Source organism: Microbacterium sp. LWO12-1.2 (assembly GCF_040675875.1).
Taxonomy (GTDB): domain Bacteria; phylum Actinomycetota; class Actinomycetes; order Actinomycetales; family Microbacteriaceae; genus Microbacterium.
The window spans coordinates 2,252,882-2,270,677 of the sequence record NZ_JBEGII010000001.1; the positions used below are offsets into that span (position 1 = coordinate 2,252,882).

The window sequence follows — 17,796 nt, forward strand, 5'->3', positions numbered from 1 at the left end:
TCGTGTGAGGGACGCGCGGCGGATCAGGGCACGGGAACGGGAACGATGCCGAACGGCGCGAGACCGGCCGCTCCACCGTCCACGGCAGTCAGCACCCAGATGCCGTCCGCATGACGTGCGACGCTGTGCTCCCAGTGCGAGCCGTCCGTGCCGTCGACGGTGGTGACGGTCCAGTCGTCGTCCTCGATGTAGGTCGCCTCGCCGCCCGCGGTCACCATCGGCTCGATCGCCAGGACGAGACCGTCCTTGATCTCGGGGCCAGGGTCCGGCGTGCGGTAGTTGAAGACGCTCGGAGCCTCGTGCATCTTGCGTCCGATGCCGTGGCCGACGTATTCGCGGAGGATGCCGTAGGTCTCCCCCGACACGGCCGACGGGCCCTGCGCCTCGATGTACTCCTGGATGGCGGCGCCGATCTCGCCGATGTGGGTTGCCGTGGCCATGGCCGCGATACCGGCCCACAGGGAGCCCTCCGTGACGCGCGAGAGCTCCTCACGACGGGAGACGAGCTCCGGCCGCTCCGGGTCGGGCACCACGAACGTCACGGCGCTGTCGCCGTTCCACCCCTCGAACTGCGCACCGCAGTCCACGGACACGATGTCACCCGGCTGCAGCACCAGGTCACCGGGGATGCCGTGGACGACCTGCGCGTTCACCGACACGCAGATCGTGTGGTGGTAGCCGCGCACGAGCTGGAAGTTGGACTCCGCGCCGCGCCCGATGATCACGCGATTGGCGGCCTGATCGAGCTCGAGCGTCGTGACGCCGGGCTTGATCAGGGGCCGGACCGCATCCAGTGCTGCCGCGGTGATGAGCCCCGGCTCGACCATGGCTCGCAACTGAGCCGGGGTCTTGTAGATCGACCGGCGGAACATGCTCGGCCCCTCAGGCTGCGAGACGCAGACCGCGAGCGGTCAGCGCGGCGAAGACACGAGAGGTGATCTCCTCGAGCGAGCCGACGCCGTCGATGCGGTCGACGATGCCCTTGGCGCCGTACACCTCGATGATCGGAGCAGTCTCGCGCTCGTAGATGTCCAGACGGTGACCGATGGCCTCGGGGGTGTCATCCGAACGCCCCTGCTCCGTCGCACGCAGCGTGAGCCGGGACAGGCTCTCCTCACGCGGGACGTCGAGCAGGATCACGGCGTCGAGGGCCTCGCCGCGCTCGGCCAGGAACGCCTCGAGGTGCGCCACCTGCGCCGTGTTGCGCGGGTAGCCGTCGAGCAGGAAGCCGTTCGCGGCATCCTCCTGCGACAGACGGTCGCGCACGATCTCGCTGGTCAGCTCGTCCGGCACCAGATCGCCCTTGTCGAGGATCGCCGTGACCTGCTGGCCGAGCGGCGTCCCCTCCTTGATGTTCGCGCGGAAGATGTCTCCCGTCGACACCACGGGGATGCCGTACGACTCGGCGATGCGCACACCCTGCGTGCCCTTGCCGGAGCCCTGAGGGCCGACGATCAGGAGGCGTGCGGATGCTGTCATCGAAGAAGCCCTTCGTAGTGGCGCTGCTGCAGCTGCGCGTCGATCTGCTTGACCGTCTCGAGACCCACACCCACGATGATCAGGATCGAGGCGCCACCGAACGGGAAGTTCTGGTTGGCGCCGACGGTGGCGAGAGCGATGAGCGGAATCAGCGCGATGAGACCCAGGTAGATGGAACCGGGGAGCGTGATACGTGTGAGCACGTAGTCGAGGTACTCGGCGGTCGGGCGTCCGGCACGGATGCCCGGGATGAAGCCGCCGTACTTCTTCATGTTGTCGGCGACCTCGACCGGGTTGAACGTGATCGCGACATAGAAGTACGTGAAGCCGATGATGAGCAGGAAGTACACGGCCATGTAGACCGGGTGGTTTCCCGTGGTGAAGTTCGCGCTGATCCAGGAGACCCATGCCGGCGGCGTCGAGCCGTCCTGCGGGGTGTTGAACTGAGCGATCAGCGCCGGGATGTACAGCAGCGACGACGCGAAGATCACGGGGATCACACCCGCCATGTTCACCTTGATCGGGATGTAGGTGTTCGTTCCGCCGTATGTCCGGCGTCCGACCATGCGCTTGGCGTACTGCACCGGGATGCGTCGCTGGGACTGCTCGACGAACACGACGAGCCCCATCACGATGATGCCGACCAGCAGCACGAGCAGGAAGACCTCGAAGCCCTTGCTCTCCCAGATCATCCACATCGCTCCGGGGAACGTGGCGGAGATCGAGGTGAAGATCAGCAGGGACATGCCGTTGCCGATGCCGCGCTCGGTAACGAGCTCAGCGAACCACATGATGAGGCCGGTACCGGCGGTCATCGCCATGATGATGAGCAGCTGCGCCCACCACACGTCATTCGTCAGCAGGTTCTGGCAGGCCGCGACATCCGTCGTGCCGAACAGCTGGCCGCTGCGGGCGACCGTGACCAGCGTGGTCGACTGCAGCAGCGCGAGGGCGATCGTGAGGTACCGCGTGTACTGGGTGAGGCGGGCCTGACCGGCCTGCCCTTCCTTGTGCAGCGCCTCGAAGTGCGGGATGACGACGCGCAGAAGCTGCGTGATGATCGTCGCGGTGATGTACGGCATGACGCCGAGCGCGAAGATCGACAGCTGCAGGAGCGCACCGCCGGAGAAGAGGTTGACCAGACCGAGCAGTCCGTCGGTGCCCGCATTCTGAGCGAGGCACTCCTCGACGTTCGGGAAATGCACGAACGGAGCCGGGACATTGGAACCGAGCCGGTAGATGGCGACGATCGCCAGAGTGAAACCGATCTTCCGACGCAGGTCGGGCGTGCGGAAGATCCGCGCGATGGCGCTAAACAAGGACGTTCCTCCTGAAAGGGTTGCCGAATCCCGAAGGGCGGCTGAAAGACCAGGGTAACCTACCCGGACGAGCCGGAGAGACTAACCACAAGAGGGGCCGGAGAATCTCCGGCCCCTCTTGCGTAGTGGTTACTTGACGGATCCGCCCGCGGCCACGATCTTCTGCTCGGCAGAACCCGAGACCTTGTCGACCGAAACAGTGAGCTTCACGGCGATGTCGCCGTTTCCGAGAACCTTGACCTTCTCGTTCTTGCGAACGGCACCCTTGGCGACGAGGTCGCTGATGGTGACGTCGCCACCCTTCGGGTACAGCTCCGCGAGCTTCTCCAGGTTCACGACCTGGTACTCCACGCGGAACGGGTTCTTGAACCCGCGCAGCTTCGGGGTGCGCATGTGCAGAGGCATCTGCCCACCCTCGAAGCCGACGCGAACGGTGTTGCGAGCCTTGGTGCCCTTGGTACCACGACCAGCGGTCTTACCCTTGGAGCCCTCACCACGACCGACACGGGTCTTCGCGGTGTTGGCGCCGGGGACCGGACGCAGGTGGTGCACCTTCAGCACGCCGGGGCGGGACGCCGGAGCATCCTTCTTCGGCGCAGCCTTCTTGGCAGCGGGCTTCTTGGCCGGAGCCTCAGCCTTGGCGTCGGAGGCGGCGGCCTTGGCCGGTGCCTTCTTCGCTGCGGGCTTCTTCTCGGCGGCAGCCTTGGGAGCGGCAGCCTTCTTCGGGGCCTTCTCGGCCTCGACGGCGTCGTTCTTCTCAGCCATTAGTCGATCTCCTCAACCTTGACGAGGTGGGCGACGGTCTTGACGTAACCGCGCGTCTGCGCGTCGTCGGGGCGAACGGTGCTGTCGCCGATTCGCTTGAGACCGAGGCTGCGCAGCGTGTCACGCTGGTTCTGCTTCTCACTCACCTTGGACTTGACCTGCGTGACCTTGAGGCGCGAAGCCATCAGGCACCTACCTTCTGTGCGGCGATGGCCTCGGCCTCCGCGCGGACGAGACGCGCCGGAGCCACCTGGTCGAACTCGAGGCCACGACGTGCGGCGACCGCACGGGGCTCCTCGAGCTGCTTCAGGGCAGCGACGGTCGCGTGCACGATGTTGATCGTGTTCGACGAGCCGAGGGACTTCGACAGGACGTCGTGGATACCGGCGCACTCGAGCACGGCGCGGACGGGACCACCGGCGATAACACCGGTACCACCCGCGGCCGGACGGAGCAGAACCACACCGGCGGCCGCTTCACCCTGCACCGGGTGCGGGATCGTGCTGCCGACGCGCGGAACGCGGAAGAAGTTGCGCTTGGCCTCTTCGACACCCTTCGAGATCGCGAGGGGAACCTCACGAGCCTTGCCGTATCCGACGCCGACCAGACCGTTGCCGTCACCGACGACCACGAGGGCGGTGAAGCTGAAGCGACGTCCACCCTTCACGACCTTCGAGACACGGTTGATGGTGACCACGCGCTCGAGGAACTGGTTGTCCCCACGGTCGCGCGAGTTGCGGTCACGGCCGCCACCCTGGTTGCGATCGCGACCGCCGCCACGGCGGCCCTCGCGAGCCGGCTCGGCCTGGGTCGTACCGGCGGCCGTCTCAGAGACGACCGCGGCCGTCTCAGGAGCGGCAGCAGCCGTTTCGGTCACTTCGTTCTCCTTGTTGTCACTCACAGTGCCAGCCCCCCTTCGCGGGCGCCATCGGCGATGGCTGCGACACGACCGGCGTAGCGGTTGCCGCCACGGTCGAACACTGCCTCGGAAACGCCGGCAGCCTTCGCGCGCTCGGCGAGAAGCTCGCCGACCTTGCGGGCCTTGGCGGTCTTGTCACCCTCGAGCGAGCGCAGGTCGGTCTCGAGCGTCGAAGCCGACGCGACGGTGTGACCCTTGCTGTCGTCGACGAGCTGCACGAAGACGTGGCGAGCCGAACGGTTGACGACGAGGCGCGGACGCACCTCGGTGCCGACGACCTTCTTGCGAAGGCGGGCGTGACGACGCGCGCGGGCGTCAGACTTTGACTTGAGAGCCATGGTTACTTACCACTCTTTCCGGCCTTGCGACGCACGTTCTCGCCGGCGTAGCGCACACCCTTGCCCTTGTACGGCTCAGGCTTGCGGATCTTGCGGATGTTGGCAGCTGCCTCGCCGACAGCCTGCTTGTCGATTCCGCTGACGGTGAGCTTGTTGTTGCCCTCGACCGTGAGCGTGATCCCGGCGGGCGGGTCGATCAGGACCGGGTGCGAGAAGCCGAGTGCGAACTCGACCGAGCTGCCCTTCTGAGCGACGCGGTAACCGGTTCCGACGACCTCGAGACCCTTGGTGTAGCCCTGGGTCACGCCGATGATGTTGTTGTTGATGAGCGTGCGGGTCAGGCCGTGAAGCGACCGCGACGCGCGCTCGTCGTCGGGGCGGGAGACCAGAACCTGGTTCTCCTCGACCGCGACCTCGATGGGGCTGGCCACCGTGAGGGTGAGTTCACCCTTGGGGCCCTTCACCGCGACCTCACGGCCGTCAACCGAAACGGTGACGCCCGCAGGCACGTCGATGGGAAGTCGTCCAATACGCGACATTTCGAATTACCACACGTAGGCGAGAACTTCTCCGCCCACGCCCTTCTGCTCTGCCTGACGGTCGGTGAGAAGACCGGAGGAGGTGGACAGGATGGCCACGCCGAGGCCGCCGAGGACCGTGGGGAGCTCCGTGGACTTCGCGTACACGCGGAGGCCGGGCTTCGAGACACGCTTGATGCCTGCGATCGACCGCTCACGGTTCGGGCCGTACTTCAGCGTCAGCGTCAGGTTCTTTCCGACGCGAGCGTCAGAGGTCTCCCAGCCGGCGATGTAGCCCTCCTGCTGGAGGATGGCGGCGATGTTCGTCTTCAGCTTGCTCGACGGCAGGGTCACGGAATCGTGGTGCGCCGAGTTCGCGTTACGCAGACGGGTCAGCAGATCTGCGACCGGGTCTGTCATTGTCATGGTTTTGTTCCTTTGTTCATGAGGTTCCGGCTGCCGTTACACGACAGACGGCCTGCGATGAGCACGCAATCTTCAATTGTACGTGCACATTGGCGATGAGTTCGACAGGCTCAGAAACCCGAGGGTTCCTGAGCCTGTCGAAGCATCACGCCTGTGCGTCTTCCGAGCGGAACGGGAAGCCGAGGTGACGGAGAAGTGCCCGACCCTCGTCATCCGTCTTCGCGGTGGTGACGACGGTGATGTCGAAGCCGCGAACCCGGTCGATGCGGTCCTGATCGATCTCGTGGAACACGCTCTGCTCCTGGAGACCGAAGGTGTAGTTGCCGTTGCCGTCGAACTGCTTGCCCGAGAGGCCGCGGAAGTCGCGGATACGGGGCAGTGCGAGCGAGACGAGGCGGTCGACGAACTCCCACGCGCGGTCACCACGGAGGGTGACGTGCGCGCCGATGGCCTGACCCTCGCGCAGCTTGAACTGCGCGATGGACTTGCGAGCCTTCGTGACGATCGGCTTCTGGCCGGTGATCTTGGTGAGGTCGTCGACCGCGCCATCGATCACCTTGCTGTCGCGAGCTGCCTCGCCGACACCGGTGTTCACGACGACCTTGACCAGTCCGGGGATCTGCATGACGTTCGCGTAGCCGAACTCTTCCTGCATCGCCTTCTTGATCTCGGCGTTGTACTTCGCCTTCAGGCGGGGCTGGATCTTGCCAGCCACCGCGGCATCGGTGCTTGCCATCAGAGGTCCTTACCTGACTTCTTCGCGAAACGCACGCGGACGTTGCGCTTGACGCCGTCCTTCACCTGCTCCTCGACCCGGTGGCCGACCTTGGTCGGCTTCTTGGTCGAAGGGTCGACGAGTGCGACGTTCGAGATGTGGATGGGGGCCTCGACAGTCTCGAGGCCACCCGTCTTGGTGCCACGCTGCGTCTGACCGACGCGCGTGTGCTTGGTGACGTAGTTCACGCCCTCGACGATGATGCGGTTGCGCTCGGACAGGATCTCGAGGACCTTGCCCTGCTTGCCGCGGTCTCCGCCGCGCTCCTGCTTGGCTCCGGTGATGACCTGAACCAGGTCACCCTTCTTGATCTTCGCCATGATTAGATGACCTCCGGCGCCAGCGACACGATCTTCATGAACTTCTTGTCACGAAGCTCACGACCGACCGGTCCGAAGATACGGGTGCCGCGGGGCTCCCCGTCGTTCTTCAGGATCACTGCGGCGTTCTCGTCGAACTTGATGTAGGAGCCGTCCGGACGACGGACCTCCTTCTTGGTGCGGACGATGACCGCCTTGACGACGTCGCCCTTCTTGACGTTTCCACCGGGGATCGCGTCCTTGACGGTCGCGACGATGGTGTCGCCCAGGCCGGCGTAACGACGCTTGGAGCCACCGAGCACACGGATGGTGAGCAGCTCCTTGGCACCGGTGTTGTCGGCGACCTTGAGTCGGGATTCCTGCTGAATCACTTGGCCTTCTCCAGAATCTCCACCAGACGCCAGCGCTTCGTGGCGCTCAGCGGGCGGGTCTCGTTGATGAGGACCAGGTCGCCGATGCCGGCAGAGTTCGCCTCATCGTGCGCCTTGACCTTCGAGGTGCGGCGGATGACCTTGCCGTAAAGCGGGTGCTTCACGCGGTCCTCGACCTCGACCACGATGGTCTTGTCCATCTTGTCGCTGACGACGTAGCCACGACGCGCCTTGCGGTACCCACGGGCATCCGCATCGCGGACGTCGTGAGCGGCGTGCTCAACCTCGACGGCTGCTTCCTTCTTGGTGGCCATCACTCAGCCTCTTCCTTCACGGCGTCGTCGGCGGAGTCCGCCTTCTTCGCCTTCGACTTGGTCGCCTTCTTCGCCGGGACCTCGACCGGAGCGGGCGTCGCACGGATGCCCAGCTCGCGTTCACGGATCACGGTGTAGAGACGCGCGATGTCGCGCTTGACGGCGCGGATGCGGCCGTGGCTCTCCAGCTGGCCGGTGGCCGACTGGAAACGGAGGTTGAACAGCTCCTCCTTGGCCTTACGCAGCTCCTCGACGAGGCGCTGGTCTTCGAACGTGTCGAGCTCTGTAGGAGCGAGCTCCTTGGTGCCGATCGCCATTACGCGTCGCCCTCCTCGCGCTTGATGATGCGTGCCTTGAGAGGCAGCTTGTGAATGGCACGGGTCAGTGCCTCGCGAGCGAGTTCCTCGCTCACGCCGGCGACCTCGAAGAGGACGCGACCCGGCTTGACGTTGGCGACCCACCACTCCGGCGAACCCTTACCGGAACCCATGCGGGTCTCAGCAGGCTTCTTCGTGAGCGGACGGTCAGGGTAGATGTTGATCCACACCTTGCCGCCACGCTTGATGTGACGGGTCATGGCGATACGAGCGGACTCGATCTGACGGTTCGTCACGTAAGCGGGCGTGAGCGCCTGGATGCCGAAGTCTCCGAAGGAGACCTTCGTGCCACCAGTAGCCTGACCCGAACGACCGGGGTGGTGCTGCTTGCGGAACTTGACCTTACGGGGGATGAGCATTATGCCGACGCTCCTTCTGCAACAGGTGCCTCGTTACGCGGCGCGCGGCGGCGGTCGCCACCACGGTCGTCGCGACGGGCCTTCGGTGCGTTGGCCTGCTCGCGAGCGAGCTCCTTCGCGGTGAGGTCGCCCTTGTAGATCCAGACCTTCACGCCGATGCGGCCGAAGGTGGTCTTCGCCTCGTAGAAGCCGTAGTCGATGTTCGCGCGCAGCGTGTGCAGCGGCACACGACCCTCGCGGTAGAACTCCGAACGGCTCATCTCAGCGCCGCCGAGGCGGCCGGAGACCTGGATGCGGATGCCCTTGGCACCAGCGCGCTGCGCGCCCTGGAGACCCTTGCGCATCGCACGACGGAACGCCACACGAGCAGAGAGCTGCTCGGCGATGCCCTGCGCGACGAGCTGAGCGTCAGCCTCGGGGTTCTTGACCTCGAGGATGTTCAGCTGGATCTGCTTGCCCGAGAGCTTCTCGAGGTCGCCACGGATACGCTCTGCCTCTGCACCACGGCGACCGATCACGATGCCCGGACGGGCGGTGTGGATGTCGACGCGGACGCGGTCACGGGTGCGCTCGATCTCGATGTTCGAGACACCGGCGCGGTCGAGCTGCGTCTTCAGCAGGTTGCGGATCTTGATGTCCTCGGCGACGTAGTCGGCGTAGCGCTGACCCTTCTTCGTCGAGTCCGAGAACCAGCGCGACACGTGGTCCGTGGTGATACCGAGACGGAAGCCGTACGGGTTTACCTTCTGTCCCATTACTTGCTCGCCTTCTTGTTGCTGTCGCCCGTTGCGGCCGGAGCTGCTGCAGGCGTGGAGAGCACGACCGTGATGTGGCTCGTGCGCTTCTTGATCTGGAAAGCGCGACCCTGTGCACGGGGCTGGAAACGCTTGAGCGTCGTGCCCTCGTCTACGTACGCGTTAGCCACGTACAGGTCCTGCTCGTCGAGGAACTCGCCGTCGCGATCTGCCTTGACCTGCGCGTTGGCCATGGCCGACGCGACAAGCTTGTAGATCGGCTCACTGGCGCTCTGCTGTGCGAACTTCAGGATCGCCAGAGCCTCCTGGGCCTGCTTGCCCTTGATGAGCGCGACGACACGACGAGCCTTCTGAGGGGTCACGCGGATGTGTCGCACGCGTGCGATCGATTCGACCATTAGCGGCGCCGCCCCTTCTTGTCGTCCTTCTCGTGGCCGCGGAAGGTGCGGGTGGGCGCGAACTCGCCCAGCTTGTGACCGACCATGGTCTCGGACACAAACACAGGGATGTGCTTGCGACCGTCGTGGACCGCGATCGTGTGACCCAGCATGGCCGGGATGATCATGGACCGGCGAGACCAGGTCTTGATGACGTTCTTCGTGCCCTTTTCGTTCTGACCGATCACCTTGCGAAGCAGGTGCTCGTCGACGAAGGGGCCCTTCTTAAGACTGCGAGGCATCTTCTCTTACTCCTACTTACGCTTCTTGCCGGCGTTACGACGACGCACGATGTACTTGTCGCTTTCCTTGTTGGCGTGACGGGTACGCCCCTCAGCCTGGCCCCAGGGGGAGACGGGGTGACGACCACCGGAGGTCTTACCCTCACCACCACCGTGCGGGTGGTCGACCGGGTTCATCGCGACACCACGGACGGTCGGGCGGACGCCCTTCCAGCGCATGCGGCCGGCCTTACCCCAGTTGATGTTCGACTGCTCGGCGTTGCCGACCTCGCCGATGGTCGCGCGGCAGCGCGCATCGACGTTGCGGATCTCGCCCGAGGGCAGACGCAGCTGGGCGTAGGGGCCATCCTTGGCGACGAGACGGACGGAGACTCCGGCCGAACGTGCCATCTTCGCGCCGCCACCGGGGCGGAGCTCGATTGCGTGGATGACGGTACCCGTCGGGATGTTCTTCAGCGGGAGGTTGTTGCCCGGCTTGATGTCAGCCCCGGCGCCCGACTCGACGATGTCGCCCTGCTTCAGCTTGTTCGGCGCGATGATGTAGCGCTTCTCGCCGTCGAAGTAGTGCAGCAGCGCGATGCGTGCGGTGCGGTTGGGGTCGTACTCGATGTGAGCGACCTTGGCGTTGACGCCGTCCTTGTCATTGCGACGGAAGTCGATGACGCGGTACTGGCGCTTGTGGCCACCACCGATGTGACGGGTCGTGATGCGGCCCTGGTTGTTACGACCACCGGTCTTCGAGAGCGGGCGCAGCAGCGACTTCTCCGGCGTCGATCGAGTGATCTCGGCGAAGTCAGCCACCGACGAGCCGCGACGGCCCGGGGTCGTGGGCTTGTACTTGCGAATAGCCATTATTGTCCTTATCCCCCGGATCAGCCGATTGCCGTGAAGATGTCGATGGTGCCCGACTTCAGGGTGACGATGGCGCGCTTGGTGTCCTTGCGCTTGCCGGTTCCGAAGCGGGTGCGACGAGCCTTGCCGACGCGGTTGAGGGTGTTGACCCCAGCGACCTTGACGCCGAAGATCTTCTCGATGGCGAGCTTGATCTCGGTCTTCGAAGCGCGCGGGTCGACGAGGAAGGTGTACTTACCCTCATCGATGAGACCGTAGCTCTTCTCGGACACGACCGGCTTCAGGATGATGTCGCGCGGGTCCTTGTTCAGGGCCGTCTGGAGAACAGATGCCTGCTCGCTCATGCGGAGACCTCCTGGTTGGCGCCGGACTTCGAGGCGATGAAGCCCTCGAGCGCGGCCTGGGTGAAGACGATGTCGTCGGAGACGAGCACGTCGTAGGCGTTGAGCTGGTCGAACGTCAGCACGTGCAGGTTCGACAGGTTGCGGATGCTCTTCAGCGTCACGTCGTCGTTGCGCTCGATGACGACGAGCACGTTCTTCGACGAGACGACGTTGGTGAGGAAGCTCACCGCGGACTTGGTCGAAGGCGTGCCGTCGATCCCGAAGGACTCGATGGCGTGGATGCGGTCACCACGGAAGCGGTCGCTGAGCGCACCCAGGAGGGCGGCGGCGATCATCTTCTTGGGGGTGCGCTGCGAGTAGTCACGCGGCTTCGGTCCGTGGACGATGCCACCACCGGTCATGTGCGGCGCGCGGATGGAACCCTGACGGGCGTTACCCGTGCCCTTCTGCTTGAAGGGCTTGCGGCCGGCACCGGAGACCTCGCCACGACGCTTGGTCGAGTGCGTGCCCTGGCGTGCCGCCGCGAGCTGCGCGACGACGACCTGGTGGATGAGCGGGATGTTCGTCTTGGCGTCGAACAGCGCGGCGGGAAGCTCGATCGAGCCTGCCTTCTTGCCGTCTGCCTTGAGGACGTCGAGCGCGAGAGTGGAGTCAGCCATGTTCAGGCACCCTTCACTGCGTTGCGGACATAGACGATGCGGCCACGAGCACCGGGGACGGCGCCCTTGACGAGCAGCAGACCCTTCTCGATGTCGACGGCGTGCACCGTGAGGTTGAGGACGGTCACGCGCTCGCCACCCATACGGCCGGCCATGCGCATGCCCTTGAAGACGCGGCTCGGGGTCGACGATGCGCCGATGGAGCCGGGCTTGCGGTGGTTGCGGTGCGAACCGTGCGATGCCGAGACGCCCTTGAAGTTGTGACGCTTCATGACACCGGCGAAGCCCTTGCCCTTGCTCGTGCCGACGACGTCGACGAGCTGACCGGCTTCGAACGTGCCGTCGACCGTGAGCTCCTGACCGAGTGAGTAGTCAGCAGCATCCGCGGTGCGGATCTCGGTCACGTGGCGACGCGGCGTGACGCCGGCTGCCTCGAAGTGAGCCGTGAGGGGCTTGTTCACCTTGCGCGGGTCGATCTGGCCGTACGCGATCTGCACGGCGTTGTAGCCGTCCTTCTCGGGGGTACGAACCTGAGTCACCACGTTGGGTGCGAGTTCGATGACGGTGACGGGGATGAGCTTGCCGCTCTCGTTCCACACCTGGGTCATACCGAGCTTCGTGCCCAGCATGCCCTTGGAAATCTTTGCGTTGATGTCAGCCATGTCGAACCTCAGAGCTTGATCTCGATGTTGACATCGGCCGGGAGGTCGAGACGCATCAGCGAGTCGACGGCCTTGGGCGTCGGGTCGACGATGTCGATCAGACGCTTGTGGGTGCGCATCTCGAAGTGCTCGCGGCTGTCCTTGTACTTGTGGGGCGACCGGATGACGCACACGACGTTCTTCTCGGTCGGAAGCGGCACGGGGCCGACGACGGTCGCGCCCGCACGGGTCACGGTGTCGACGATCTTGCGTGCCGACGAGTCGATGACCTCGTGGTCATACGACTTCAGGCGAATGCGGATTTTCTGTCCCGCCATTGTCTGCTCACTCTCTTTAAGCGTCTTACCGACCTGGGCCGGGTGACCCAGGGGCATTGGACGCACGTCGGCGCTGTTCGCGCCTCGGCACTCGAACGGCTCTCGCGAGTCGATCTGCTGCACCACTGTTCTTCTGTCAGCCCGGACACCTCTCAGCGACCGGGATGCCGACGTCTGCCGCACATGGCGGAGCCCTCATCATGAAGGTGTCGGGGGTTGTGTTCTGCTACCCGCGGCCTAGAACCCTGCACTCTCCCGGAGGAGAAGCCGCCTATGCACTGCCCTGGTAGTGATCCGGCAACGCACAGCGCGCCGAAATGTCGAACCTGTCTATTCTGCCATGCCTGATTTCACTTGCGCAAACCCGGGCGTGTCGCGCTCCGGATCCGCGTCCGGGAAGGGGCGCAGGAAGCGCGTCAGACTGCAGGAGATAGCGGGGCGAGGCATCCCCATGCCTCGCCCCGCTTGGGGAGGGCGTTCAGTGCGAGGGGGCACACCGAACGCGAGGAATCCGGCGTGAAGGGACGCCAGGATCCTCGTTCGAGGGCGCGACGGAGGACCCGCCGCGCAAGCGGGACGGAACGGCGGCGCACAGACGGCGCGCAACGCACGATGATCCCCAAAATCAATTCCCCAGTTGTGAGCACGGCCACAGCCGTGCAGCTTCGATACTTCGAACCCCTTCGAAGTACCAGGTCGCAAGATCCCCAGGCGACTCAACACAGTCTACGGGTTCGACATCCCGGATGCGAGCATCCCGAGCCACGATTCTCCTGCAAGAATGCCGAAACGGCGACCCACCGCAGTGGATCGCCGCTTCTGTGACGCGCTGTCGTGCGCCTACTCGTTGCCGACGGCCTTGTCGGCGCCGTCGCGGATCTCGTCGATCTTGTCCGCCGCACCCGGAGCGATCTTCTTGGCGAAGTCGGCGACGCCATCGAGCACCTTGTCGCTGATGTCCTCGGCCTGGTCGCTCTTGACGGCCTCGGCGATCTTGTCCTTGTTCTGCTCGAAGAGATCCTTGCCCTTGTTGACGGCGTCCTCGATACCCATGGTGTTCCCCTTCAGAGGTGTGTGCTGACGACCGGTGCGGTCGATCACCCTCATTGTGCAGGTCTGCGCTGGCGAACGGAACCCTCAGACGTGATTGATACCGCAGAAGTCCCCGCAGAACGTGCGTTAACGACAGAAGGGCCGGACCCGAAGGTCCGACCCCACTGCGAGAAAGCAGCTGCTTACTTGATGATCTTCGTGACCGTACCGGCGCCCACGGTGCGTCCACCCTCACGGATGGCGAAGCCGAGGCCCTCTTCCATGGCGATCGGCTGGATCAGCTCGACCGTCACGTCGGTGGTGTCGCCGGGCATGACCATCTCGGTGCCCTCGGGCAGCGTGATGACGCCGGTGACGTCGGTGGTGCGGAAGTAGAACTGCGGGCGGTAGTTCGTGTAGAACGGGTTGTGACGCCCACCCTCATCCTTGGACAGGATGTACGCGGTGCCAGCGAAGTCGGTGTGCGGCGTGACCGAACCCGGCTTGACGATGACCTGACCGCGCTCGACGTCCTCGCGCTTCGTGCCACGGAGCAGGAGACCGCAGTTCTCGCCGGCCCATGCCTCGTCGAGCTGCTTGTGGAACATCTCGATACCCGTGACCGTGGTCTTGACGGTCGGACGCAGTCCGACGATCTCGACCTCGGAGTTGATGGCCAGCGTGCCACGCTCGGCGCGGCCGGTGACGACGGTTCCACGACCGGTGATCGTGAAGACGTCCTCGACGGGCATCAGGAACGGCTTGTCCTTGTCGCGCACGGGGTCGGGAACGTTGTTGTCCACGGCCTCCATGAGGTCGAGGATCGACTGCGTCCACTTCTCGTCGCCCTCGAGGGCCTTGAGAGCGGAGACGCGGACGACAGGAGCGTCCTCAGCGAAGCCCTGCGAGGCGAGCAGCTCGGAGACCTCGAGCTCGACGAGCTCCAGGATCTCCTCGTCGTCGACCATGTCGGACTTGTTCAGCGCGACCAGCAGGTACGGCACGCCGACCTGCTTGGCGAGCAGCACGTGCTCACGCGTCTGAGCCATCGGGCCGTCGGTGGCGGCGACCACGAGGATCGCGCCGTCCATCTGAGCCGCACCGGTGATCATGTTCTTGACGTAGTCGGCGTGGCCGGGAGCGTCAACGTGCGCGTAGTGGCGCTTCGGGGTCTCGTACTCGATGTGCGAGATGTTGATGGTGATACCACGCTGGCGCTCTTCCGGCGCCGAGTCGATGGAAGCGAAGTCGCGCTGCACGTTGGTGTCAGACGGGAACTTGTCAGCAAGCACCTTCGAGATCGCTGCGGAGAGCGTGGTCTTGCCGTGGTCAACGTGACCGATGGTTCCGATGTTGACGTGCGGCTTGGTCCGCTCGAACTTGGCCTTAGCCACTGGGTCCTCCTCAGGACGTCATGTAGAGGTTGCCGGGCACTGGTTTGCGACCGGTTCTCTACGGGTGTGAATCTCAGTTTAGTAGAGAGGGAATGTGAAGTTGTAGGGGACCTGAGAGCCGGGCCGTAACCCGGCTCTCAGAAAGACGATTACTCGCCCTGGTTCTTCTGGACGATCTCGTCGGCCACCGCGCGGGGAACCTCAGCATAGCTGTGGAACTCCATCGAGTAGACGGCGCGACCCGAGGTCTTCGAGCGCAGGTCGCCGATGTAGCCGAACATTTCGGACAGCGGGACATGTGCACGGACGACCTTGACGCCAGCGGCGTCCTCCATCGACTGGATCTGACCGCGACGCGAGTTCAGGTCACCGATGACGTCACCCATGTACTCCTCGGGAGTACGCACCTCGACCGCCATCAGCGGCTCGAGGAGCACGGGGTTCGCCCGACGAAGAGCTTCCTTGAAGCCCATCGATCCGGCGATCTTGAACGCCATCTCCGAGGAGTCGACGTCGTGAGCGGCACCATCGACGATGGTGGCCTTCACACCGACGATCGGGTAGCCGGCGAGCACGCCGACGTTCATCCCGTCCTGGAAACCGGCATCGATCGATCCGATGTACTCACGAGGGATGCGACCACCGGTGACGGCGTTCACGAACTCGTAGGTCTTGTCGCCGTCGAGGTCGAGAGGCTCGATGTTGAACTGGATCTTGGCGAACTGACCCGATCCACCCGTCTGCTTCTTGTGGGTGTAGTCGTACTTCTCGACGGCCTTCTTGATCGTCTCGCGGTACGCGACCTGGGGCTTTCCGACGTTCGCCTCGACGTTGAACTCGCGCTTCATGCGGTCGACGAGGATGTCGAGGTGCAGCTCGCCCATTCCCTTGATGGTCGTCTGACCGGTCTCGGGGTTGAGCTCCGTGCGGAAGGTCGGGTCCTCTTCAGCGAGCTTCTGGATGGCGACACCCAGCTTCTCCTGGTCGGCCTTGGTCTTCGGCTCGATGGCGACCTCGATGACCGGCTCCGGGAACGTCATCGACTCGAGGACGACCGGTGCTGCGGGGTCGGTGAGGGTGTCACCCGTGGTCGTGTCCTTCAGACCGATGACCGCGTAGATGTTTCCTGCGGTGACCGAGGGGACCGGGATCTCCTTGTTGGCGTGCATCTGGAAGATCTTCCCGATGCGCTCCTTCTTGCCCTTGGTCGAGTTGATGACCGCGGAGCCGGACTCGAGGTGACCCGAGTAGACGCGCACGTAGGTGAGGCGACCGAAGAACGGGTGCACCGCGACCTTGAACGCGAGGGCTGCGAACGGGTCGTTGGCGTCGGGGTGACGCTCGATGATCGTGTCGTAGTCCTTGGGGTCGTGCGCCTCGATGGAACCCACGTCGAGCGGGTTCGGCAGGTAGTCGACGACCGCGTCGAGCATCGGCTGGACGCCGCGGTTCTTGAACGCGGAGCCGCACAGCACCGGGTAGATCTCGGAGGCGACGGTCAGCTTGCGGATCGCGCCCTTGATCTCGGCGACGGTGAGCTCCTCGCCACCGAAGAACTTCTCGAGCAGAGCGTCGTCGGTCTCGGCGACGGTCTCGAGGAGAGCCTGACGGTACTCGTCAGCCTTCTCCTTGAGGTCGGCCGGGATCTCCTGGACCTCGTAGGAGGCGCCCATGGTGACGTCACCCTTGGAGTCTCCGGCCCAGACGAGTGCACGCATCTCGACGAGGTCGATCACACCGAGGAAGTCGTTCTCCGCACCGATCGGCAGCTGGATGACCAGCGGCTTGGCACCGAGGCGGTTGATGATCGTGTCGACCGTGAAGTAGAAGTCCGCGCCGAGCTTGTCCATCTTGTTGACGAAGCAGATGCGGGGGACGTTGTACTTGTCAGCCTGACGCCACACGGTCTCGGACTGGGGCTCGACGCCCTCCTTGCCGTCGAACACGGCGACAGCACCGTCGAGGACGCGGAGCGAGCGCTCCACCTCGACCGTGAAGTCCACGTGACCGGGGGTGTCGATGATGTTGATCTGGTTCTTATTCCAGTAGCAGGTCACGGCGGCAGACGTGATCGTGATGCCGCGCTCCTTCTCCTGTTCCATCCAGTCGGTGGTCGAGGCGCCATCGTGCGTCTCGCCGAGCTTGTGGTTGACGCCCGTGTAGAACAGGATGCGCTCGGTCGTCGTGGTCTTGCCGGCATCGATGTGCGCCATGATGCCGATGTTGCGGACCTTGCTCAGGTCGGTGAGCACGTCTTGTGCCACAGGAGTGTCCTTATCTGTCGAGCAGTCGTACTGCGAAGAGTGGGTGCCCGCCCCCGACGAGTGGCCGGGGACGGGCGAAGCTGTTTACCAGCGGTAGTGAGCGAACGCGCGGTTCGACTCGGCCATCTTGTGAGTGTCTTCACGGCGCTTGACCGCGGCACCCAGGCCGTTCGACGCGTCCAGGATCTCGTTCTGGAGACGCTCGGTCATCGTCTTCTCACGACGACCCTTGGCGTAGCTCACGAGCCAGCGCAGCGCGAGGGTGTTCGCGCGGTGCGGCTTGACCTCGACCGGAACCTGGTAGGTCGAGCCACCGACGCGGCGGCTGCGGACCTCGAGGGTCGGGCGCACGTTGTCGAGCGCCTTCTTGAGGGTGGCGACGGCATCCTGACCGTTCTTCGCCTCGACGCCGCGGAGGGCGCCGTAGACGATCGACTCGGCCAGCGACTTCTTGCCGTCGACGAGGATCTTGTTCACCAGCGAGGTGACGATCGGAGCGCCGTATACCGGGTCGTTGACGACGGGGCGCTTAGGGGCGGGACCCTTACGAGGCATCTA

The 17,796-nt window shown here is 64.7% G+C and carries 27 protein-coding genes; all 27 read right to left on the reverse strand.

All coding sequences use genetic code 11. From position 1 onward, the window contains the following. Positions 1 to 23: 23 nt before the first annotated feature. Positions 24 to 872, reverse strand: coding sequence for a type I methionyl aminopeptidase (gene map, locus MRBLWO12_RS10820; RefSeq protein ID WP_363555334.1), 849 nt, complete (start codon positions 870 to 872; stop codon positions 24 to 26). 10 nt (positions 873 to 882) lie between these two features. Further along, positions 883 to 1,479 (reverse strand): adenylate kinase, encoded by a 597-nt coding sequence (locus MRBLWO12_RS10825; RefSeq protein ID WP_363555336.1) that lies wholly within the window; start codon positions 1,477 to 1,479, stop codon positions 883 to 885. Further along, positions 1,476 to 2,798 carry a preprotein translocase subunit SecY gene (gene secY / locus MRBLWO12_RS10830; RefSeq protein ID WP_363555338.1) on the reverse strand — a complete coding sequence of 441 codons (1,323 nt, stop codon included), beginning with the start codon at positions 2,796 to 2,798 and terminating at the stop codon, positions 1,476 to 1,478. The genes MRBLWO12_RS10825 and secY overlap by 4 nt, the downstream gene beginning before the upstream one ends. Positions 2,799 to 2,927: 129 nt before the next feature. Then, on the reverse strand, positions 2,928 to 3,563 hold the full coding sequence (rplO, locus tag MRBLWO12_RS10835) for a 50S ribosomal protein L15 (protein ID WP_363555340.1): 636 nt from the start codon (positions 3,561 to 3,563) through the stop codon (positions 2,928 to 2,930). Continuing rightward, a complete protein-coding gene (gene rpmD, locus MRBLWO12_RS10840; RefSeq protein WP_046013417.1) occupies positions 3,563 to 3,748 on the reverse strand; it encodes a 50S ribosomal protein L30 in 186 nt (61 codons plus the stop codon). The genes rplO and rpmD overlap by 1 nt, the downstream gene beginning before the upstream one ends. After that, a complete protein-coding gene (rpsE, locus tag MRBLWO12_RS10845; RefSeq protein ID WP_141870968.1) occupies positions 3,748 to 4,464 on the reverse strand; it encodes a 30S ribosomal protein S5 in 717 nt (238 codons plus the stop codon). The genes rpmD and rpsE overlap by 1 nt, the downstream gene beginning before the upstream one ends. After that, positions 4,461 to 4,820 (reverse strand): 50S ribosomal protein L18, encoded by a 360-nt coding sequence (gene rplR / locus MRBLWO12_RS10850; RefSeq protein ID WP_029260926.1) that lies wholly within the window; start codon positions 4,818 to 4,820, stop codon positions 4,461 to 4,463. Before rplR ends, rpsE begins: the two co-directional genes overlap by 4 nt. A 2-nt stretch (positions 4,821 to 4,822) precedes the next feature. After that, entirely contained in the window at positions 4,823 to 5,359 is a 537-nt protein-coding gene (gene rplF / locus MRBLWO12_RS10855) for a 50S ribosomal protein L6 (RefSeq protein WP_141870967.1), read from the reverse strand. Positions 5,360 to 5,365: 6 nt separating this feature from the next. Then, positions 5,366 to 5,764, reverse strand: coding sequence for a 30S ribosomal protein S8 (gene rpsH / locus MRBLWO12_RS10860; protein WP_141870966.1), 399 nt, complete (start codon positions 5,762 to 5,764; stop codon positions 5,366 to 5,368). Between the two features lie 145 nt (positions 5,765 to 5,909). After that, positions 5,910 to 6,500 carry a 50S ribosomal protein L5 gene (rplE, locus tag MRBLWO12_RS10865; protein ID WP_141870965.1) on the reverse strand — a complete coding sequence of 197 codons (591 nt, stop codon included), beginning with the start codon at positions 6,498 to 6,500 and terminating at the stop codon, positions 5,910 to 5,912. Next, the gene (gene rplX / locus MRBLWO12_RS10870) at positions 6,500 to 6,859 is read right to left on the reverse strand and encodes a 50S ribosomal protein L24 (protein ID WP_141870964.1); all 360 of its coding nucleotides are present in this window, start codon (positions 6,857 to 6,859) and stop codon (positions 6,500 to 6,502) included. The genes rplE and rplX overlap by 1 nt, the downstream gene beginning before the upstream one ends. A 2-nt stretch (positions 6,860 to 6,861) precedes the next feature. After that, positions 6,862 to 7,230, reverse strand: a complete 369-nt coding sequence (gene rplN, locus MRBLWO12_RS10875; RefSeq protein ID WP_017201583.1) for a 50S ribosomal protein L14 — start codon at positions 7,228 to 7,230, stop codon at positions 6,862 to 6,864. Then, positions 7,227 to 7,544: a 30S ribosomal protein S17 gene (gene rpsQ / locus MRBLWO12_RS10880; RefSeq protein WP_363555345.1), complete on the reverse strand. Its 318-nt coding sequence runs from the start codon at positions 7,542 to 7,544 to the stop codon at positions 7,227 to 7,229. Before rpsQ ends, rplN begins: the two co-directional genes overlap by 4 nt. Beyond that, a complete protein-coding gene (gene rpmC / locus MRBLWO12_RS10885) occupies positions 7,544 to 7,861 on the reverse strand; it encodes a 50S ribosomal protein L29 (RefSeq protein WP_105526205.1) in 318 nt (105 codons plus the stop codon). Before rpmC ends, rpsQ begins: the two co-directional genes overlap by 1 nt. Beyond that, complete coding sequence (gene rplP / locus MRBLWO12_RS10890; protein ID WP_136055200.1) at positions 7,861 to 8,280, reverse strand: 50S ribosomal protein L16; 420 nt, start codon at positions 8,278 to 8,280, stop codon at positions 7,861 to 7,863. The genes rpmC and rplP overlap by 1 nt, the downstream gene beginning before the upstream one ends. Beyond that, the gene (gene rpsC / locus MRBLWO12_RS10895; protein WP_363555348.1) at positions 8,280 to 9,035 is read right to left on the reverse strand and encodes a 30S ribosomal protein S3; all 756 of its coding nucleotides are present in this window, start codon (positions 9,033 to 9,035) and stop codon (positions 8,280 to 8,282) included. Before rpsC ends, rplP begins: the two co-directional genes overlap by 1 nt. After that, a complete protein-coding gene (gene rplV, locus MRBLWO12_RS10900) occupies positions 9,035 to 9,433 on the reverse strand; it encodes a 50S ribosomal protein L22 (protein ID WP_363555350.1) in 399 nt (132 codons plus the stop codon). The genes rpsC and rplV overlap by 1 nt, the downstream gene beginning before the upstream one ends. Further along, the gene (gene rpsS, locus MRBLWO12_RS10905) at positions 9,433 to 9,714 is read right to left on the reverse strand and encodes a 30S ribosomal protein S19 (RefSeq protein ID WP_045278750.1); all 282 of its coding nucleotides are present in this window, start codon (positions 9,712 to 9,714) and stop codon (positions 9,433 to 9,435) included. The genes rplV and rpsS overlap by 1 nt, the downstream gene beginning before the upstream one ends. 12 nt (positions 9,715 to 9,726) lie before the next feature. Next, positions 9,727 to 10,566, reverse strand: coding sequence for a 50S ribosomal protein L2 (gene rplB / locus MRBLWO12_RS10910; protein ID WP_141870961.1), 840 nt, complete (start codon positions 10,564 to 10,566; stop codon positions 9,727 to 9,729). A 20-nt stretch (positions 10,567 to 10,586) separates the two neighbouring features. After that, on the reverse strand, positions 10,587 to 10,910 hold the full coding sequence (gene rplW / locus MRBLWO12_RS10915) for a 50S ribosomal protein L23 (protein ID WP_017829206.1): 324 nt from the start codon (positions 10,908 to 10,910) through the stop codon (positions 10,587 to 10,589). Next, positions 10,907 to 11,569, reverse strand: coding sequence for a 50S ribosomal protein L4 (gene rplD, locus MRBLWO12_RS10920; RefSeq protein ID WP_363555353.1), 663 nt, complete (start codon positions 11,567 to 11,569; stop codon positions 10,907 to 10,909). Before rplD ends, rplW begins: the two co-directional genes overlap by 4 nt. Before the next feature lie 2 nt (positions 11,570 to 11,571). After that, the gene (rplC, locus tag MRBLWO12_RS10925; protein ID WP_363555355.1) at positions 11,572 to 12,231 is read right to left on the reverse strand and encodes a 50S ribosomal protein L3; all 660 of its coding nucleotides are present in this window, start codon (positions 12,229 to 12,231) and stop codon (positions 11,572 to 11,574) included. An 8-nt stretch (positions 12,232 to 12,239) separates the two neighbouring features. Further along, complete coding sequence (gene rpsJ, locus MRBLWO12_RS10930; RefSeq protein ID WP_030147986.1) at positions 12,240 to 12,548, reverse strand: 30S ribosomal protein S10; 309 nt, start codon at positions 12,546 to 12,548, stop codon at positions 12,240 to 12,242. An 840-nt stretch (positions 12,549 to 13,388) separates the two neighbouring features. Next, positions 13,389 to 13,601, reverse strand: a complete 213-nt coding sequence (locus MRBLWO12_RS10935) for a hypothetical protein (RefSeq protein ID WP_363555357.1) — start codon at positions 13,599 to 13,601, stop codon at positions 13,389 to 13,391. Positions 13,602 to 13,783: 182 nt separating this feature from the next. Next, positions 13,784 to 14,974, reverse strand: a complete 1,191-nt coding sequence (gene tuf / locus MRBLWO12_RS10940; RefSeq protein ID WP_045278755.1) for an elongation factor Tu — start codon at positions 14,972 to 14,974, stop codon at positions 13,784 to 13,786. A 149-nt stretch (positions 14,975 to 15,123) separates the two neighbouring features. Beyond that, a complete protein-coding gene (gene fusA / locus MRBLWO12_RS10945) occupies positions 15,124 to 17,238 on the reverse strand; it encodes an elongation factor G (protein WP_363555359.1) in 2,115 nt (704 codons plus the stop codon). Between the two features lie 84 nt (positions 17,239 to 17,322). Then, positions 17,323 to 17,793 carry a 30S ribosomal protein S7 gene (rpsG, locus tag MRBLWO12_RS10950; RefSeq protein WP_017201608.1) on the reverse strand — a complete coding sequence of 157 codons (471 nt, stop codon included), beginning with the start codon at positions 17,791 to 17,793 and terminating at the stop codon, positions 17,323 to 17,325. Positions 17,794 to 17,796 lie beyond the last annotated feature (3 nt).

What these genes read in the sequence shown, in the direction of transcription:
- rplR (WP_029260926.1), bottom strand. Translation starts at nt 4,820, where the DNA reads ATGGCTCTCAAGTCAAAGTCTGACGCCCGCGCGCGTCGTCACGCCCGC.
- rpmC (WP_105526205.1), bottom strand. Translation starts at nt 7,861, where the DNA reads ATGGCGATCGGCACCAAGGAGCTCGCTCCTACAGAGCTCGACACGTTC.
- MRBLWO12_RS10825 (WP_363555336.1), bottom strand. Translation starts at nt 1,479, where the DNA reads ATGACAGCATCCGCACGCCTCCTGATCGTCGGCCCTCAGGGCTCCGGC.
- rpmD (WP_046013417.1), bottom strand. Translation starts at nt 3,748, where the DNA reads ATGGCTTCGCGCCTCAAGGTCACGCAGGTCAAGTCCAAGGTGAGTGAG.
- rplW (WP_017829206.1), bottom strand. Translation starts at nt 10,910, where the DNA reads ATGAGCGAGCAGGCATCTGTTCTCCAGACGGCCCTGAACAAGGACCCG.
- rplF (WP_141870967.1), bottom strand. Translation starts at nt 5,359, where the DNA reads ATGTCGCGTATTGGACGACTTCCCATCGACGTGCCTGCGGGCGTCACC.
- rpsS (WP_045278750.1), bottom strand. Translation starts at nt 9,714, where the DNA reads ATGCCTCGCAGTCTTAAGAAGGGCCCCTTCGTCGACGAGCACCTGCTT.
- rplE (WP_141870965.1), bottom strand. Translation starts at nt 6,500, where the DNA reads ATGGCAAGCACCGATGCCGCGGTGGCTGGCAAGATCCAGCCCCGCCTG.
- rpsG (WP_017201608.1), bottom strand. Translation starts at nt 17,793, where the DNA reads ATGCCTCGTAAGGGTCCCGCCCCTAAGCGCCCCGTCGTCAACGACCCG.
- rpsQ (WP_363555345.1), bottom strand. Translation starts at nt 7,544, where the DNA reads ATGGCCACCAAGAAGGAAGCAGCCGTCGAGGTTGAGCACGCCGCTCAC.
- rplD (WP_363555353.1), bottom strand. Translation starts at nt 11,569, where the DNA reads ATGGCTGACTCCACTCTCGCGCTCGACGTCCTCAAGGCAGACGGCAAG.
- rplV (WP_363555350.1), bottom strand. Translation starts at nt 9,433, where the DNA reads ATGGTCGAATCGATCGCACGCGTGCGACACATCCGCGTGACCCCTCAG.
- rplB (WP_141870961.1), bottom strand. Translation starts at nt 10,566, where the DNA reads ATGGCTATTCGCAAGTACAAGCCCACGACCCCGGGCCGTCGCGGCTCG.
- rpsC (WP_363555348.1), bottom strand. Translation starts at nt 9,035, where the DNA reads ATGGGACAGAAGGTAAACCCGTACGGCTTCCGTCTCGGTATCACCACG.
- rplP (WP_136055200.1), bottom strand. Translation starts at nt 8,280, where the DNA reads ATGCTCATCCCCCGTAAGGTCAAGTTCCGCAAGCAGCACCACCCCGGT.
- rpsH (WP_141870966.1), bottom strand. Translation starts at nt 5,764, where the DNA reads ATGACAATGACAGACCCGGTCGCAGATCTGCTGACCCGTCTGCGTAAC.
- rpsJ (WP_030147986.1), bottom strand. Translation starts at nt 12,548, where the DNA reads ATGGCGGGACAGAAAATCCGCATTCGCCTGAAGTCGTATGACCACGAG.
- MRBLWO12_RS10935 (WP_363555357.1), bottom strand. Translation starts at nt 13,601, where the DNA reads ATGGGTATCGAGGACGCCGTCAACAAGGGCAAGGATCTCTTCGAGCAG.
- rplC (WP_363555355.1), bottom strand. Translation starts at nt 12,231, where the DNA reads ATGGCTGACATCAACGCAAAGATTTCCAAGGGCATGCTGGGCACGAAG.
- rplO (WP_363555340.1), bottom strand. Translation starts at nt 3,563, where the DNA reads ATGGCTGAGAAGAACGACGCCGTCGAGGCCGAGAAGGCCCCGAAGAAG.
- map (WP_363555334.1), bottom strand. Translation starts at nt 872, where the DNA reads ATGTTCCGCCGGTCGATCTACAAGACCCCGGCTCAGTTGCGAGCCATG.
- rplX (WP_141870964.1), bottom strand. Translation starts at nt 6,859, where the DNA reads ATGGCGAAGATCAAGAAGGGTGACCTGGTTCAGGTCATCACCGGAGCC.